This window comes from Achromobacter sp. 1011791174, from assembly GCF_059760925.1.
The window spans coordinates 67216-81616 of the sequence record NZ_JCBANH010000009.1; the positions used below are offsets into that span (position 1 = coordinate 67216).

The 14401-nt window shown below is 66.3% G+C and carries 12 protein-coding genes and 1 tRNA gene; 6 read left to right on the forward strand and 7 right to left on the reverse strand.

Annotated elements, in window-relative coordinates; all coding sequences use genetic code 11:
* The first annotated feature begins 73 nt into the window (after positions 1-73).
* Positions 74-1147, forward strand: a complete 1074-nt coding sequence (locus tag AC6LJ5_RS05420) for a DUF6817 domain-containing protein (RefSeq protein WP_392409002.1) — start codon at positions 74-76, stop codon at positions 1145-1147.
* Between the two features lie 2 nt (positions 1148-1149).
* Here AC6LJ5_RS05420 and AC6LJ5_RS05425 read toward each other — a convergent pair whose 3' ends face one another.
* Together AC6LJ5_RS05425 and grxD are read right to left on the reverse strand one after the other, a co-directional pair.
* Positions 1150-1710 carry a UbiX family flavin prenyltransferase gene (locus AC6LJ5_RS05425; RefSeq protein ID WP_103271363.1) on the reverse strand — a complete coding sequence of 187 codons (561 nt, stop codon included), beginning with the start codon at positions 1708-1710 and terminating at the stop codon, positions 1150-1152.
* 4 nt (positions 1711-1714) lie between these two features.
* Positions 1715-2041: a Grx4 family monothiol glutaredoxin gene (gene grxD, locus AC6LJ5_RS05430; protein ID WP_103271364.1), complete on the reverse strand. Its 327-nt coding sequence runs from the start codon at positions 2039-2041 to the stop codon at positions 1715-1717.
* Positions 2042-2309: 268 nt separating this feature from the next.
* On the opposite strand from grxD, the gene AC6LJ5_RS05435 reads away from it, so the two are divergent.
* Entirely contained in the window at positions 2310-2951 is a 642-nt protein-coding gene (locus AC6LJ5_RS05435) for a TetR/AcrR family transcriptional regulator (protein WP_103271365.1), read from the forward strand.
* Here AC6LJ5_RS05435 and prmC read toward each other — a convergent pair.
* The 3 genes from prmC to hemA form a co-directional block, all read right to left on the reverse strand.
* Positions 2948-3772, reverse strand: a complete 825-nt coding sequence (gene prmC / locus AC6LJ5_RS05440) for a peptide chain release factor N(5)-glutamine methyltransferase (protein ID WP_103271366.1) — start codon at positions 3770-3772, stop codon at positions 2948-2950. The genes AC6LJ5_RS05435 and prmC overlap by 4 nt on opposite strands.
* 16 nt (positions 3773-3788) lie before the next feature.
* Entirely contained in the window at positions 3789-4871 is a 1083-nt protein-coding gene (gene prfA, locus AC6LJ5_RS05445; RefSeq protein WP_103271367.1) for a peptide chain release factor 1, read from the reverse strand.
* A gap of 88 nt (positions 4872-4959) precedes the next feature.
* Entirely contained in the window at positions 4960-6234 is a 1275-nt protein-coding gene (gene hemA, locus AC6LJ5_RS05450) for a glutamyl-tRNA reductase (protein ID WP_103271368.1), read from the reverse strand.
* 327 nt (positions 6235-6561) lie between these two features.
* On the opposite strand from hemA, the gene AC6LJ5_RS05455 reads away from it, so the two are divergent.
* A tRNA-Phe gene (locus AC6LJ5_RS05455) sits at positions 6562-6637 on the forward strand.
* A 61-nt stretch (positions 6638-6698) separates the two neighbouring features.
* Here AC6LJ5_RS05455 and AC6LJ5_RS05460 read toward each other — a convergent pair.
* The gene (locus tag AC6LJ5_RS05460) at positions 6699-7676 is read right to left on the reverse strand and encodes a helix-turn-helix domain-containing protein (RefSeq protein WP_498139988.1); all 978 of its coding nucleotides are present in this window, start codon (positions 7674-7676) and stop codon (positions 6699-6701) included.
* Between the two features lie 271 nt (positions 7677-7947).
* Here AC6LJ5_RS05460 and AC6LJ5_RS05465 point away from each other — a divergent pair, with 271 nt between their 5' ends.
* Together AC6LJ5_RS05465 and AC6LJ5_RS05470 are read left to right on the forward strand one after the other, a co-directional pair.
* Entirely contained in the window at positions 7948-8646 is a 699-nt protein-coding gene (locus AC6LJ5_RS05465; RefSeq protein ID WP_498139989.1) for a DUF6088 family protein, read from the forward strand.
* A complete protein-coding gene (locus AC6LJ5_RS05470; RefSeq protein ID WP_498139990.1) occupies positions 8643-9692 on the forward strand; it encodes a nucleotidyl transferase AbiEii/AbiGii toxin family protein in 1050 nt (349 codons plus the stop codon). The genes AC6LJ5_RS05465 and AC6LJ5_RS05470 overlap by 4 nt, the downstream gene beginning before the upstream one ends.
* Positions 9693-9825: 133 nt before the next feature.
* Here AC6LJ5_RS05470 and AC6LJ5_RS05475 read toward each other — a convergent pair whose 3' ends face one another.
* A complete protein-coding gene (locus AC6LJ5_RS05475; RefSeq protein WP_498139991.1) occupies positions 9826-13203 on the reverse strand; it encodes an autotransporter outer membrane beta-barrel domain-containing protein in 3378 nt (1125 codons plus the stop codon).
* Between the two features lie 212 nt (positions 13204-13415).
* Here AC6LJ5_RS05475 and AC6LJ5_RS05480 point away from each other — a divergent pair, with 212 nt between their 5' ends.
* Complete coding sequence (locus tag AC6LJ5_RS05480; RefSeq protein ID WP_498139992.1) at positions 13416-14399, forward strand: GAF domain-containing protein; 984 nt, start codon at positions 13416-13418, stop codon at positions 14397-14399.
* The last annotated feature ends 2 nt before the right edge of the window (positions 14400-14401 follow it).

Genomic DNA, 14401 nt, shown 5'->3' on the forward strand with positions numbered 1-14401 from the left:
AAGCGCGCCGCGCCGCGACACAATAGCGGCTGCCTTCATCGACCCGGCGCGCACTCGCCGCGCCCGCATGCCCATGTCCACCGCTACCGAACTCCATCCCCTGGCGCGCGCCCTGCTGGCCGACCACTATGCCGCCGTCGACGCCGACCTGCCCGCTTTGCTAGACCTGCTGTTCGCCCGCAGCGCCGGCGAAGACTGGCACAAGGCCGGCACCTTCAAACACCATCTGTTGGGCGTCTACCGCACGCTGGCGCTGTGGAACCAGCCGCGCGAAGTGCGGCTGCTGGGCCTGTTCCACAGCGTGTACGGCAATGAGTACGTGGACCTCACCCTGTTCGACCGCGAACGCGAGCGCAACACGCTGCGCGCGGCGCTGGGCGAGGAAGCCGAGGAATGGGTCAGTCTGTTCTGCGCCATGCCGCGCACGAAATTCGTGCAGGCCGTGCTGCAGGGCCAGGGCGCCGGTCCCGAGGGACTGGCGCTGGAAGGCGCCGACGGCCAGGTCCACACGCTGACGCCGCGCCAGGTGGCCGCCTTCATCGTGGTATCGGCCGCCGACATCGGCGAGCAATGGCACAGCTGGCAGGACGAGATCTTCGCCGGCTATCCGCAGCAGCAGCGCCGCGACCTGAAGACGCATTGGGCCGCCTCGCTCTGGCCCGGTCCGCTCAAGCCGCCGTCGAACATCCTGTCCATGCTGTCGCACCTGCTGGCGCCGCTGTCGCGGCTGGCGGACGGCACCGGCATCCCGGTGCCGCCGGCCTTCGACCATTGCCGCGCCACGCTGACGCCGCGCGACGAGGCCGCGGCCAGCGCGCTGTACTGGCAGGTGGTGACCCGCATGCAGCCGCTGACCGAGATGGACAGCGCCCGCCACATGCTGGAAGCGGCCGTCGAGCACAATCCCTGGGTCGGCGAGCCGCGCCTGATGCTGGCGCAGCTGGCGCTGACGGCGGGCGATTTCGAGGCGGCCGAACGCCACGCCGCGGCCGGACTGGCGGCGCTGCAGGCCTGGGGCACGGCCTGGGACAAGCGCATCGAATGGGCCGGCTGGATGGCCTGGGCCCGCATCGAACTGCAGAACGCACGCGCGCGCCGCTGGCCGGAGAACCTGGCCGCGCTCAACGGGCTGGGACTGGTGGAATGACCCTACATGCCCGCCCAATGCGGGCCGGGCACGTTGATATCGAACATTTCCAGCACGCGGGCCACGGTGTGGTCCACCATTTCCTCGATGCTGGCCGGCCGGTGATAGAACGCCGGCAAGGGCGGGAACACGATGCCGCCCATCTCGGTGACGGCGGTCATGTTGCGCAGGTGCGCCAGGTTGAACGGCGTCTCGCGCACCATCATCACCAGGCGCCGACGCTCCTTGAGCGTGACGTCGGCGGCGCGCGTGATGAGATTGTCGGACAGGCCGTGGGCCACGGCCGCCAGCGTGCGCATCGAGCAGGGCACGATCACCATGCCGGCGGTCTGGAACGCGCCGCTGGCCAGCGTGGCGCCCACGTCGCGGATGCTGTGTACATGGTCTGCCAGCGCATAGACGTCGTGGCGGCCCACGTCCAGCTCATGCTTGATGTTGAGCACGCCGGACGCCGAGATCACCAGGTGCGACTCGACATCCTCCACGCCGCGCAGCGCCTGCAGCATGCGCACCGCGTACAGGGCGCCCGTGGCGCCCGTGATGCCGACGACGAGACGACGCACGGGATCAGGCCGTGGCGCCGGATTGCTCAAGCAGGGTCTTGAGCTCGCCGGACTCGTTCATCTCGGCCATGATGTCCGAGCCGCCGACGAATTCGCCGGACACGTACAGCTGCGGGATGGTCGGCCAGTTCGAGTATTCCTTGATGCCCTGGCGGACTTCGTCGTCCTCCAGCACGTTGACCGTCACCAGCTTCTTGACGCCACAGCCCTTGAGGATCTGGATGGCCTTGCCAGAGAAGCCGCACTGGGGAAACTGGGCGGTGCCCTTCATGAACAGCACGACGGGATGCTGGGTAACGGTTTCGCGGATGAATTCTTGGACGTCGCTCATGGTGATCTCGCAGACAGGCGCCGCGCGGGCGCCGACAAGGGAATTGCACAATTATAGGTACTGCCGGGAAAACCGGCCGGAACCCCCTGCGCGCCGTCGGGGCTTAGGCGGGCGCCGGCCCGTCCCCGCGCCGCCGGCCGGGCCGGCGCCCGGCCTCGGATCGGTCCGTTCCCGCGAGTCCGGCCCCTCAAGTCGCCTAAACTTGGCGCTCGATCAGGGGAGATCCCATCCCGCCCCCTGATGCCGCGAAGCAAGATGAGGCCGCCAGATGCGATACCAGACGACCCGGCCGGAACCCCGGCCCACCAAGTCCCCCCGGACCAAGCCGGCCGAAGTCCGGCTGGACGAACTGATGGCCGCCGCCGAGAAGCTGTTCCTGGCCAAGGGCGTGGAAGCCACGACAATCAGCGAGATCGTCGAGGAGGCGCAGGTCGCTAAGGGCACGTTCTACCACTACTTCGCGTCCAAGAACGAGATGCTGACCGCCCTGGGCAACCGCTACACCGCCCGGTTCCTGGAACGCTTGCGGAACGCCGTGGACGGCTGCCCCGCCGGCGACTGGCGGGCGCGGCTGCAAACCTGGATCCGCGTCAACGTCGAAGCCTACGTCGAGACCTTTCGCACGCACGACATCGTCTACGCCAATCATCACCACCACGATCGTTCCAACCAGGACAAGAACGCGATTCTTGAGCAGTTGCAGGACATCATCGAGCGCGGCATGGCAGCCGGCGCCTGGACGACCGACCAGCCCAGGATCGTGGCCCTGCTGATCTACGCCGGCGTGCATGGCGCCACCGACGACCTCATCGCGGCTCAGCCCGCCGACTGCGCGGCCTTCGCGCGGGCGGTCGCCGACAGCTGCATGCGCATGCTCGACGCGCCCAGGCCGCGCGGCCAGACCCGCTAGCGCCGGCCCGGCCAGCGGCCGCCGGAAATGCGCTCGATGCCGGCCAGGTCGCGGCGGCTTGCCACGTCCTCGAAGCCGGCCGCCTGGAGCAGGCCGCGCACCGCCTCGGCCTGGTCCCAGCCGTGCTCCATCCACAACGCGCCGCCCGGCTTGAGCCGCGCGCCGGCGCCCTGCGCGATGCGGGCCAGGTCGCCCAGTCCGTCGGCGCCGTCGGTCAGCGCGCCGCGCGGCTCGAAGCGCACGTCGCCCTGTCGCAGGTGCGGATCGTCGCTGGCCACGTAGGGCGGGTTGGAGACGATCAGCTCGAAGCCCTCGCCGGCCGGCACGGCGTCGAACCAGCTGCCTTCGACAAAGCGCACCGAGGCCGCCAGTTCCCAGGCGTTGCCGGCGGCCACGGCCAGCGCGGCCGGACTCAGGTCGCTGGCCATCACGCGCGCGTCGCGCCGGGCCAGCGCGATCGAGATCGCGATCGCGCCGCTGCCGGTGCCCAGGTCCAGCACCGCCGGCGCGGACTGGCCTTCCAGGCATTGCAGCGCGGTTTCGACCAGCACCTCGGTGTCCGGACGCGGAATCAGCACGTCGGGCGTGACGCGGAAAAGATGGCCCATGAATTCGCGGCGGCCGACCAGATAGGCCATCGGCTCGCCCGCCAGCCGGCGCCGGGCCAGGTCCTCGTAAGCCTGCTGCGCGGCGGCCGGCAGCGGGTCGGTGTCATGCGCCAGCAGCCAGGCGCGCGGCTTCTGCAACACGTGCTCCAACAGCATGCGCACTTCCAGGCGCGGCAGCCGGGCATCTGCGAGCAAGGTCTTGACCTGGGTCATCGCGCGCCTCCGTGGCTCAGACGTCGTCGCCCAGCGCCGCCAGCTGCTCGGCCTGGTGTTCGGCGATCAGCGCGCCGGTCAGTTCTTCCAGGTCGCCTTCCATGATCTGCTGCAGCTTGTACAGCGTCAGGTTGATGCGATGGTCGGTCACGCGGCCCTGCGGGAAGTTGTAGGTGCGGATGCGCTCGGAGCGGTCGCCCGAGCCGATCAGGCTCTTGCGCTCGGCCGCTTCCTTGCTCTGGCGCTCGCGGGTTTCCTTGTCCTTCAGGCGCGCGGCCAGCACCTGCATGGCCTTGTCCTTGTTGCGGTGCTGCGAGCGGTCGTCCTGGCATTCCACCACCAGCCCGGTCGGCAGGTGGGTAATGCGCACGGCCGAATCGGTCTTGTTGATGTGCTGCCCGCCGGCGCCGCTGGCGCGGAAGGTGTCGATGCGCAGGTCGCTGGGGTTGATGACGATCTCGGACACCTCGTCGGCCTCGGCCATGATGGCCACCGTGCAGGCCGAGGTGTGGATGCGGCCCTGCGCCTCGGTGGCGGGCACGCGTTGCACGCGGTGCGCGCCGGACTCGAACTTGAGCCGGCCGTAGGCGCCGTCGCCGTCGATGCGCGCGATCACTTCCTTGTAGCCCCCCAGCTCGGACGGGCTTTCCGACATCAGCTCGACGCGCCAGCCGCGCTGCTCGGCATAGCGCGTGTACATGCGCAGCAGGTCGCCCGAGAACAGCGCGCTCTCGTCGCCGCCGGTGCCGGCGCGGATTTCCAGGAACAGGCTGCGGCCGTCATTGGGATCGCGCGGCAACAGCAGCAGCTGCAGCGCGCCTTCCAGTTCCTCGATCTTGCCCCGGCTGGCCTTGATCTCTTCCTCGGCCATGGCCTTCATGTCGGGATCGGACAGCATCTCCTGCGCGGTGGCGAGATCTTCCTCGCTGCGCACGAAGGCATTGAAGGCCTCGACCACGGGCTCCAGCTCGGCGCGCTCGCGCGAGAGCTTGCGGAAGCGGTCCATGTCGGACGCGGTGTCCGGTTCGGCAAGCATGGCGTCGACCTCGATGAGGCGATGGCACAGATGCTCCAGCCGGCTGCGCATGGATGATTTCATGATGGGCGGTACTCGAATGGGGGAAAGCGGATGGCGGGCGTGCGGCAACGCGGACGCCCGCCGCGAGGCGGGACGCGGGCCAGCGCCGCTAACGGCGGGAGTCGCGGCCGGGGAACAGGCGCGGCATCCAGGCAAGCAGCTGCTTGCGGTCCTCGCCTTCGCTGCGGTTCAGCGCCGCCAGCGGGCCATGCAGGTATTTCTGGGTCAGGCCGTGGGCCAGCTGCTCCAGCACGGCTTCGGGCGATTCGCCGCGCGCCAGCATGCGGCGCGCGCGCTCCAGTTCGGCGGCGCGCACGTCCTCGGCGGCCTGGTGCAGGTCGCGGATGACGGGCACCACTTCGCGGGATTGCATCCAGTGCATGAAGCCCTGGACACGGGTTTCGATGATGGCCTCGGCCTGCACCACGGCCGCGCGGCGCGCGTCGGTGCCGGTCTGCACCAGGCGGCCCAGGTCGTCCACCGAATACAGGTAGACGTCGTCCAGGCGACCGACTTCCGGTTCGATATCGCGCGGCACGGCCAGGTCGATCATGACCATCGGGCGGTGGCGGCGCAGCCGCGTGGCCCGCTCCACCATCCCCAGCCCGAGGATGGGCAGGGAGCTGGCCGTACAGGACACGATCACATCGAATTCGGACAAGCGGTCGGTCAGGTCCGACAGCTTCATGGTGCTGGCCGAGAAACGATTGGCCAGCAGCTCGGCGCGCTCGGCCGTGCGATTGGCCACGACCATGCTGCGCGGGCGTTGCGCGGCGAAGTGCGTGGCGCAGAGTTCGATCATCTCGCCGGCGCCGATGAACAGCGTGCGGGCCTGGCCCAGGTCGCCGAACACGCGCTCGGCCAGGCGCACGGCGGCCGCGGCCATGGACACGGACTGCGCGCCGATGGCGGTCTGCGACCGCACTTCCTTGGCCACCGAGAAGGTGCGCTGGAACATCTGGTGCAGCAGCGTGCCGAGCGAACCGGCCTCGCCGGCCGCGCGCACGGCGTCCTTCATCTGGCCCACGATCTGGGTCTCGCCCAACACCATGGAATCCAGGCCGCTGGCCACGCGGAAGGCGTGACGCACGGCGTCGTCCTGGTGATGGCGGTAGAGGTGCGGGCGCAGGGTGCCGGCGTCGAGCCGGTTGTAGTCGGCCAGCCAGGCCGGCAGTTGCTCGGCCACATGGCCGTCGGCCGCGCAATAGATCTCGGTGCGGTTACAGGTCGAGAGGATGGCGGCTTCGCGGACCGAGCCGCCGAAGGCCGAGCGCAATCCGTCCAGCGCGGGCCTGACCAGATCGACGGGCATGGACACGCGTTCGCGAACCGAGACCGGCGCGGACGTGTGATTCAGACCGAAGGCAAGGACAGCTACCGACATGTGGGAAGGATGGGCGGGCCGCCCTGTACTTGTGAATATGTAACAGCAGACCGTTAAAGATTATACCTCCGCGGCTTATCCACGGACCACGGCGACGGCCAGGCGCGACGCTGGGTCGCACCTGGAGCGCACACGGGCATGCCCTGCGTCCAACAAGCGCGACGTCGGCCGAAGAGATATCGGCGTCGATACGGCATCGACATGCAGGCCACCATGCGATTGGCCGGGTCCGCCAACTTTGATTGGCCAGGTCCACTAACTTTTTTAAACTTTTTTCGCGTTGACTGGCACAAGTCCAAAAAATTGTGTATAGTTGCGGACTTCGTTGGCCTGGTAGCTCAGTTGGTAGAGCAGCGGATTGAAAATCCGCGTGTCGGTGGTTCGATTCCGCCCCAGGCCACCAAAGCATATCGACGCCCAGCTCCTGCAGCTGGGCGTTTTCATTTGCGCGGCACGGGCTTCTTCTACTCCGACTCGTCGAGCAGACCTGCTACCGCCTCGATACGTCCTTGCTCAAACTGATGCGTTGGCAACATGACGTAGTCCAGCGCCTCGCGATGAATGAATGCAATCCGGTGTGATCCTTCAACCGGCAATCGAATTAAAGGATTGCCCAGCACGGCATCCTCGCACTCGACCAGTTCGCCAAAGGCCTCAAATAGATGCGCAGGCTCCAGACCAGCGATGCTTCGTCGCTGCCCTGACGTCAGCTGATAACTTACCTCGGTCGCCAAGGCAAAGATCCGTTCTGTTATTGCCCAGTTCTTTTCCTTCTCATCTTTCAGGTCTTCCGCCTGAATGACCCCGTCCGCGACGAGCTTGGCGTATTGATCGTCCGAAATCATGACCCGGTTTGAAACGCGCTCAACGTCTTCTGGCGCGAATTCGGCCAGTCCTATCTCGTCATCATTGCAAAGCGCTTCCACGATTTCCCAATCACGCGCATCTGGCATCTGTAAATCATCGAGCTCGTCATAGTCGTCGTGCTCAGGGCCGAAGGTGCCATAGGCTTCGCTGGAGAAATACAAATCAGCGATAGCTTGAGTCCGAATGATGACCGTCTGGTTTGACAGGCTTTCCACTGTCACGAACGCAGGACTGAGCTGAAGAGTTCGGTGCAGCCGGGAAAATGCTCCATCAGAAATCGAAAGCAGCAAAGGCCTCCCACCGCCCAGGAAATGAACCGCAACCTCGCCGTAATAGTTCACGTCTTCACCGGCCGACGCGTCATACAGCACTGCCTCAATCGGCGGGTGCCTTCCAAGCAACACGTCTGCCTTGGTCTTCAAGGCCTTTGCCAATTTCCTGAGCTTGTCCTCTGGAATGGGAGCTGAGCCGGCCTCCCAGCGCTGGTAGTTCGGCTGTGAAACTCCTACTGTCTTGGCCAGCTCGGCTTGAGTCAGGCCCGCTTTGACACGGTGTTGCTTGAGCTTGATTGCCATCTTACGTCTCTCCAAATTTATACGTATTCTATACGTATAAATTTATGCGATCTACGTGCTTCCAATAGCGTGGCCTCAATTTCAGACTCATCTCAACTTCGCGCACAAATGCCGTGGCCAATCATGTCCCGGCAAGTAAGTTCGCCCCACTAACCTCCCCGACACAACCTAGCGCCTTTCATTGGACGCCGCACGGAAGCAGTCCTACAAATTTCAGGCTCTATTGCAAAGAGTCCGAAAAAAACATACAAATATCGGACAAGGGTGGCTTATGAACGATATCAAAACCCAGATCATGATCCACGTCGGCGCGGGCAATCCTGGCCAGGTGTGGGTACCGACCGACTTCGCTCATCTTGGCAACCGCGATGCCATAGACAAGGCATTGCAACGCTTGGTCGCGGCGGGCCAGTTGCGTCGAATCGATCGAGGACTGTATGACCGCCCCAAGACCAACCGTTTGACCAAGAGCGTCGCAGCCCCGGACTATCGCGCGGTCGTGGACGCAATCGCCCGCCGCGACCAGCTACGCCTGCTGGTCGATGGCATGACCGCCGCGAACGATCTGGGCCTCACCGACGCAGTACCCGCACGCGTCACCATCCATACTGACGCGCGCCGGCGCAGCATCCAGCTCGACAAGCTTACGATCCAATTCAAACTGACGGCCCCCAGCCGCCTCTATTGGGCCGGCCGCCCGGCCATGCGGGTTGTGCAGGCATTGCACTGGCTCAAGGACACTTTGCCGGCGGACAAGCCACACATCCTCAAGCGTTTGTCCACATTGCTGGAGGACTCTTCACATGGAGACGCAATCCGACAGGATTTGATGACTGGCTTTCACACGCTGCCGGCGTGGATGCAAGCCCTGGTCCGCGAGCTGCATGGCTGCTCCCTGCAAGGTGGTGAATCCGAGCGGCAACCGCCCTCTTCCGCCAAACGCAGCGCGCCCCCCGACACTGCAACATGAACCCGAATTTCGCCACCGTCATCCAGGCGAGCGATGAAGAGCGGCGCGGCCTGTTCCTGGCCGCAGCCGCCCGTCTGGGTACAGCGGTGCAGAACGTCGAAAAGGACTTCTGGGTTTGCTGGACCCTGGATGCGCTGTTCAACGGCAAACCACCAGATGGCCCTCGGCTGCTGTTCAAAGGCGGAACGTCGCTATCCAAGGCATTCGGATTGATTTCACGATTTTCCGAAGACATCGACATCACGGTGTTTCGCCAGGACATCGGCGAACCTATCAAAACCGTGGACCTCGATACCCTGAGCAACAAGCAGCGGCGTATTCGCCTCGACCGCATCCGCGCCGCCTGCCAGCGGTACATTGCCGACAGCATGACAGAGCAACTGCGCGAGATCGCGTCGCGGGTTATTCCGGCCGGCCGTTTCCTCGTGGAGTCGGACCCTGACGACCCCGACCAACAGACACTGCTCTTTTGGTATCCCGCCGTGACAACAACCTCGGACGACTACATCCGCTCGGCGGTGAAAATCGAAGCGGGGGCCAAATCAGCGTTGGAACCCCATGAAGCCGCTACAGTAACCCCCTATGTCGCCGACGACTTGCCCGACCTCGACATGGCCGTGAAAAATATTACGACCGTCAAGCCCGAACGTACATTCTGGGACAAGGTCATCATCCTGCATGGCTTGCGCCGATGGCATGACCGCCGAGGGAAACTACGCCAGCAAGGACAACGCGTATCGCGGCACTACTACGACGTCTACCGCCTGATCCAACATCCCGAAGCAGCCACCTGGCAGGCCGACCGCAAGCTATCGCTCGATTGCGCACGACATGCACGGCTATTCTTTGGCAATGCAGACCTCGGGTTGGATACAGCGATGCACGGCACCTTCACCTTGGCGACGTCACCAGCCATGCGCGAAGTGCTTGCACGCGACTATTTGGCAATGAGTGGAATGATTTTCGGAAAGCTACCCGACATCGGCGATGTGCTGCACGCTGTCGAGGAACTGGAATCCAGGCTGAATACGCCATTGGCATCCTAAACGGAAACGCTTCAGGCCGCATTCGATTCCTCCAGAAGACTAAAACGCAAGAAGCCCTGTCCCAATAAGCTACCGTTTCCGCATTGCACGTAACCTCATAGCCGCCACGCGTGTAGCCGCCCATGGGAAGGCTTCAAAACCGGATGCCAAGACTGGCCTTGACGCCATGATCTCGCGCCGATGATCCGATCATCCCCGAATACGCCAGGCCCAGCGCGGTCCCCCGGCCCAGCGTCACATCCATGCCGGCCTCGATCAACGCAGCATTCCTCGCGATCGGCACGCCGGCCGCCGTGAACGCGTCGCCCCCCGCAAATCGCTGTGCCGATGCCGGCGTCGTATCTCCCAGCGCATGGCGCCAGCCCACCGACGCGCGCGCGGTCGCGGCCGCGCGGCCCAGCGTGAACGCGCCCGATGCGCGCAAGCCCAGGGTCGTGTAGCCCACGCCGGTATCCTGTCCTTGCGCGCGCAGCGCCGCCGCGCCGCCCCGCTCGTCGATCCTTCCGGTTCGCAGATTCACATAGGCCGCGCTGACGAAAGGCTCGACGGCCGCCACCGCCGTGTCGATGCGATAGCCCAGGTCCCCGAAGACCTGGGTCGTGCCCGCGCGGTAGTCCGCCTTCAGCGCATCCGCGTACCCGGCGAACGCCACCGGACGCGACACGCGCAGCGCATGCCAGGTGTGAGCCGCGCCCAGGCGCAGGCCCAGCCGGCCCCATTGCGCGCCGCCATACAGCCCCAGATGGAAGTTGTCGCTGGATCCCGAGGCATTGCCGACATCGAAGCGGGTCCGGCTGTAGCCGGCCAGCGCGCCGGCGCGCCAGTGCTGCGACAGGCGCGCATCGGTCCCGAGCAGGAAGCCGCCGGTCGAATGATTGAGCCTGGCGGCGTTGCCATCGCTGCCTGTCCTGCCCCAGGCGCCGAAGCCGCGACTCCAGACCGCCTTGCCGTCCGGCCCCTCCTGCGTCGCCTCTGCCTGCCGCCCGTGCAGGGTCATCGATTCGGTCGACACCCCCGCGCCGCCCCAGGCAGCGCGCAGCCGGTCCGTGACGGCCTCGCGGACATGGCGGCTGTCCTCGATCAGCGCGGTCCTGGCGCTGGCCAGGATCTCGCCGGACAGCTGATCGAAGGCGCCGCGCGCGGCGGCGGCAGTCGGCAGCTGGACCACTGCGTCATAGACGGGATTGGCCGCATTGACCCCGATACGCTCGATGGCACGCGCCACGGCGGCCTGGTTGCGCGTGCGGGCCGCGTCGACAAAGGAAACGTCGTTGCGCGTCAGGTTCAGATAGGCGTTGTTCGCGTCGTAGCTCAGCGTCGGATCCAGGAAGGCGTAGCGCGACGCGACACCCTCGAACGTGCCCGACAGGCCCTGGTCCGCCGTCAGGATCGTGTAGGTCGAACGCAGCGCATAACTGCCGGCGTTGCCGACCAGCGCCACCGAGCCGCCGTTGAGCGTGGCCTTGCCGGTGACGCGCGTAAGATCCGATGCCTTGCCCGCCGGATCGACCTCGACCTCATAGCGCCCCCCCCGGGCGACGACAAGATCGCCATTGACCGTGAGCGTGCCGATCGAATTGCCGGGCGCAAGCGTGCCGCCCGGCTCGACCGTCACGACCGAACCAGCGCCTGAACCGATCGTGCCATGTCCGCCCAGTCGCGCCCCGTCCTGCACCGACACCGAACCGCCCAGCACGGCAGCGGCGCGCGCCGCGTCCGCGCCCACGATCAACGATCCAGCCGATACCACGGTGCTGCCCGTGAAGGCCACGCTGTTGCCCGCCTGGATCAGCGCGGCCGCGCCGCGCTTGATCAGGCTGCCCCCGCCCGACAGCGCGCCGCCATAGGTGGCATCCACGGTCTGGTCCAGGATGAGCGTCGCGCCCGGGCTGATGGCGGCGTTGCCGCTGAACCGCTCGGCCGCGCTGGACAGCGCGCCGGCCTGCACCGACCAGTCGAGCGCGGACGCGCCGGTCAGCGTCAGCGTGCCACCACCCTGCTTGACCATCCGTCCATTGACGCCGCCCAGGCCGCCGATCGCACCGGCGTAACCGCCATCGGCCGCCTGGTTGAACACCACCGTGGCGGCATTGCCGATATCGCCCGAGAGCGAAGCCGTGTTGCCGATCAGCGTGCCGGCCAGGACCCGCGTATTGCCATAGGCGTTGCCGGCGCGGTCGAGCCGCAATGCGCCGGCGCCGGACTTGATCAGGTCGCCCGTCCCGGCCATCGCGCCGATCAGACCAAGCTCGGTGTTGGCCGCCACGTCGAACTGCCCGGCGCCCGCCAGCGTTACGGTCCGGCCCGAATCGAAACTGGCCGTCGTCGCCAGCGTGCCGCCGTTCAAGGTCAGGCCGCCGCTGGCCGCGCCAAGATTGGCATCGCGCGACACCTGCAGGATCCCGCCCGTGACCGTGGTGCCGCCGCGATAGGTGTTCGCGCCGCTCAGCCGCAAGGTGCCCGCGCCCGTCTTGACCAGGCCCAGCGCGCCCGCGCCGCCGTCCTGGATGCGTCCGGAGAACGACGAGTTGGCCAGCCGCGAGGAATCGACCGTCAGCACGCTGTCGGCCGCGCCGTCATTGGTGATGATTCCCGCCCCGGTCACCTCGCTGTTGATTCGGCCGACCACCGTGCTGTGACCGTTCAGGCGTAGTATGCCGCCGGGCGCGGGTCCGCCGAACAGATCGAAACGCACGTCCACCCGGTTCGTCAGCGCGTTGTCGCTCTGCACATCCAGCACGCTGCTGTTGGAGAAGTACTTCACGCCCGCGCCGACCGCGCCGGCGACCGAGGCATTGAGACGGCTGCTGCCGAAGAAATCCTGGGTGCCGCCGCTGATGGCGCCGGCAACCTGGGCATTGAGCTGGCTCGTGCCGTAAAAGGTCTGGAAGCCTCCGCTGACGGCCCCGGATACGGTGGCATTGAGCACGCTGCTGCCGTTGAAGAACTGCTCCCCTCCGTTCAGGGCCCTGCCCGCCGATGCATTGAGAATGCTATCCGCAGCGAATTCCTGAGTACCGCCGCTGACCGCGCTGGTGGCTGTCGCGTTCAGCGTGGCGCTGCCATAGAAGTACTGATTTCCCCGACTGATGGCATCGCCCGCCGAGGCATTCAGCATGCTGGTATCGCTGAACGTCTGCTCGCCGCCGCCGATCGCATTGGCGGCCGTCACGTTCAGCGCGCTGCTGTCGTAGAACTCCTGCTCTCCCCCGCTGATGCCGCCGCCAACCGAGGCGTTCAGCACGCTGCTCTCTTGGAACGTCTGCCGGCCTCCGCTGACCGCGTTGGCGGTCGCCGCGTTCAACGCGCTGTTGTCGCGGAAGGACTGATTGCCGCTGGAAAAAGGCCCTCCCGTCGCGTCGTTTCCCGTATAGGTCTGCGCGCGCGCCTGCGGCTCGAAGAATGGGCTTGCCAGCATCGTGATCAGCGCCGCAGCGCTCCCAAGTGAGAATTGACTGCGCCGACGCGGGCAGGCGGCCGTGGCCGCCGAGGCAAGGTTGCGGCTGTTCATGACGCGATTCCTTTATGCCGGCCAAATGGCATGGCGAAGCGCCATGTCCCCCCAATGCGGCGGCCTCGAAAAGGCGTCCCGCCCGGCATGGATATCATGCTTGCAAGGACGGAACCGGCGCGTCAATACAGCCCCGATCCACTGAACATCCTGGACGGACGAACGAACAAGGATTTTTAATTTACACGGGGATGCGCCGCCGCCGGCTGGGTATGCTGTGGCCGTGGCGGGTCGATCCGCTCCTTGAATGGAAATCGAGAGCGGCGATCATGCGCGCAGGCAATGGCTACCGAAGCTGGCTTCCTGGCGAGACCGCGCATGCGCGCGCCGGAGAATGCCTGAGCCGCGCGGGCACGCTGTTGCCGAGCCTGTCCGCCGAGACGGCCATGACGGAACTGATCGCCCATCTGGGTCGGACGCTGCGGGCCGACCGCTGCCGGATGTTCGAGTACGACGGCGATCTGCTCCGTTTCCGCAACAGCCATGAATGGTGCGCGCTCGGCGTCGGTTCGCATCTCGCGGATCTGCAGGACACGCCCGTCGCGATCATCGCCTGGCTGCATCGCGACCTGCTCGCAGGCAGGACGGTGATAATCGACGACGTCGCTGCGCTGCCCGCCCCCGCGCGCGCATTCAAGCGCGAACTGCTGCGCCAACAGGTCAAGAGCATGCTCAGCGTGCCCATCTTCCAGGCCGGGCGACTACGAGCCTGCCTGGCGCTGGACGCCGTGCGGGCGCCACGCGCGTGGCGGGACGACGAGGCGGCCCTGCTGGACTTGTGCGCGCGCCTGATTGGCGCCGCGCGCTATCAGAGCCAGGCGCCCGCCCGCGACGTCGCCGATCGCGGCGCGAAAGCGCCGTTGCTGTACCTGGACACGGGGGCGGGCAGGATCCGGGGCGTGCCGCTGCGGGCCATCGTCGCGGTCCGGTCGATGCGCAACGCGACGCGTCTCTGGATCGACGACGGCAGCGTCGAGCTCGACCGGCGTCCGCTGCATGTCTGGCGCACGCTATTGCCGCAGGCATCATTTCCCAGCATTCATCGCACGGCCATCGTCAACCTGTCTCATGTCGCCGCGCTGGACAAGCACGCCGGCGCGGGTTTTCACTGGCAGCTGCGCCTGCGCGGCGTCGCCGAGCCCTGGCCCGTGTCCCGGCCGCATCACAGGACGCTGACCGACCGACTGGGATGGTAAAG

Bases quoted from the DNA above. Each gene is read 5' to 3' on its own strand.
- grxD (WP_103271364.1), bottom strand. From the start codon at position 2,041: ATGAGCGACGTCCAAGAATTCATCCGCGAAACCGTTACCCAGCATCCC.
- AC6LJ5_RS05470 (WP_498139990.1), top strand. From the start codon at position 8,643: ATGAACCCGAATTTCGCCACCGTCATCCAGGCGAGCGATGAAGAGCGG.
- AC6LJ5_RS05465 (WP_498139989.1), top strand. From the start codon at position 7,948: ATGAACGATATCAAAACCCAGATCATGATCCACGTCGGCGCGGGCAAT.
- prmC (WP_103271366.1), bottom strand. From the start codon at position 3,772: ATGACCCAGGTCAAGACCTTGCTCGCAGATGCCCGGCTGCCGCGCCTG.
- prfA (WP_103271367.1), bottom strand. From the start codon at position 4,871: ATGAAATCATCCATGCGCAGCCGGCTGGAGCATCTGTGCCATCGCCTC.
- AC6LJ5_RS05475 (WP_498139991.1), bottom strand. From the start codon at position 13,203: ATGAACAGCCGCAACCTTGCCTCGGCGGCCACGGCCGCCTGCCCGCGT.
- AC6LJ5_RS05420 (WP_392409002.1), top strand. From the start codon at position 74: ATGTCCACCGCTACCGAACTCCATCCCCTGGCGCGCGCCCTGCTGGCC.
- AC6LJ5_RS05435 (WP_103271365.1), top strand. From the start codon at position 2,310: ATGCGATACCAGACGACCCGGCCGGAACCCCGGCCCACCAAGTCCCCC.
- AC6LJ5_RS05480 (WP_498139992.1), top strand. From the start codon at position 13,416: ATGCTGTGGCCGTGGCGGGTCGATCCGCTCCTTGAATGGAAATCGAGA.
- hemA (WP_103271368.1), bottom strand. From the start codon at position 6,234: ATGTCGGTAGCTGTCCTTGCCTTCGGTCTGAATCACACGTCCGCGCCG.
- AC6LJ5_RS05460 (WP_498139988.1), bottom strand. From the start codon at position 7,676: ATGGCAATCAAGCTCAAGCAACACCGTGTCAAAGCGGGCCTGACTCAA.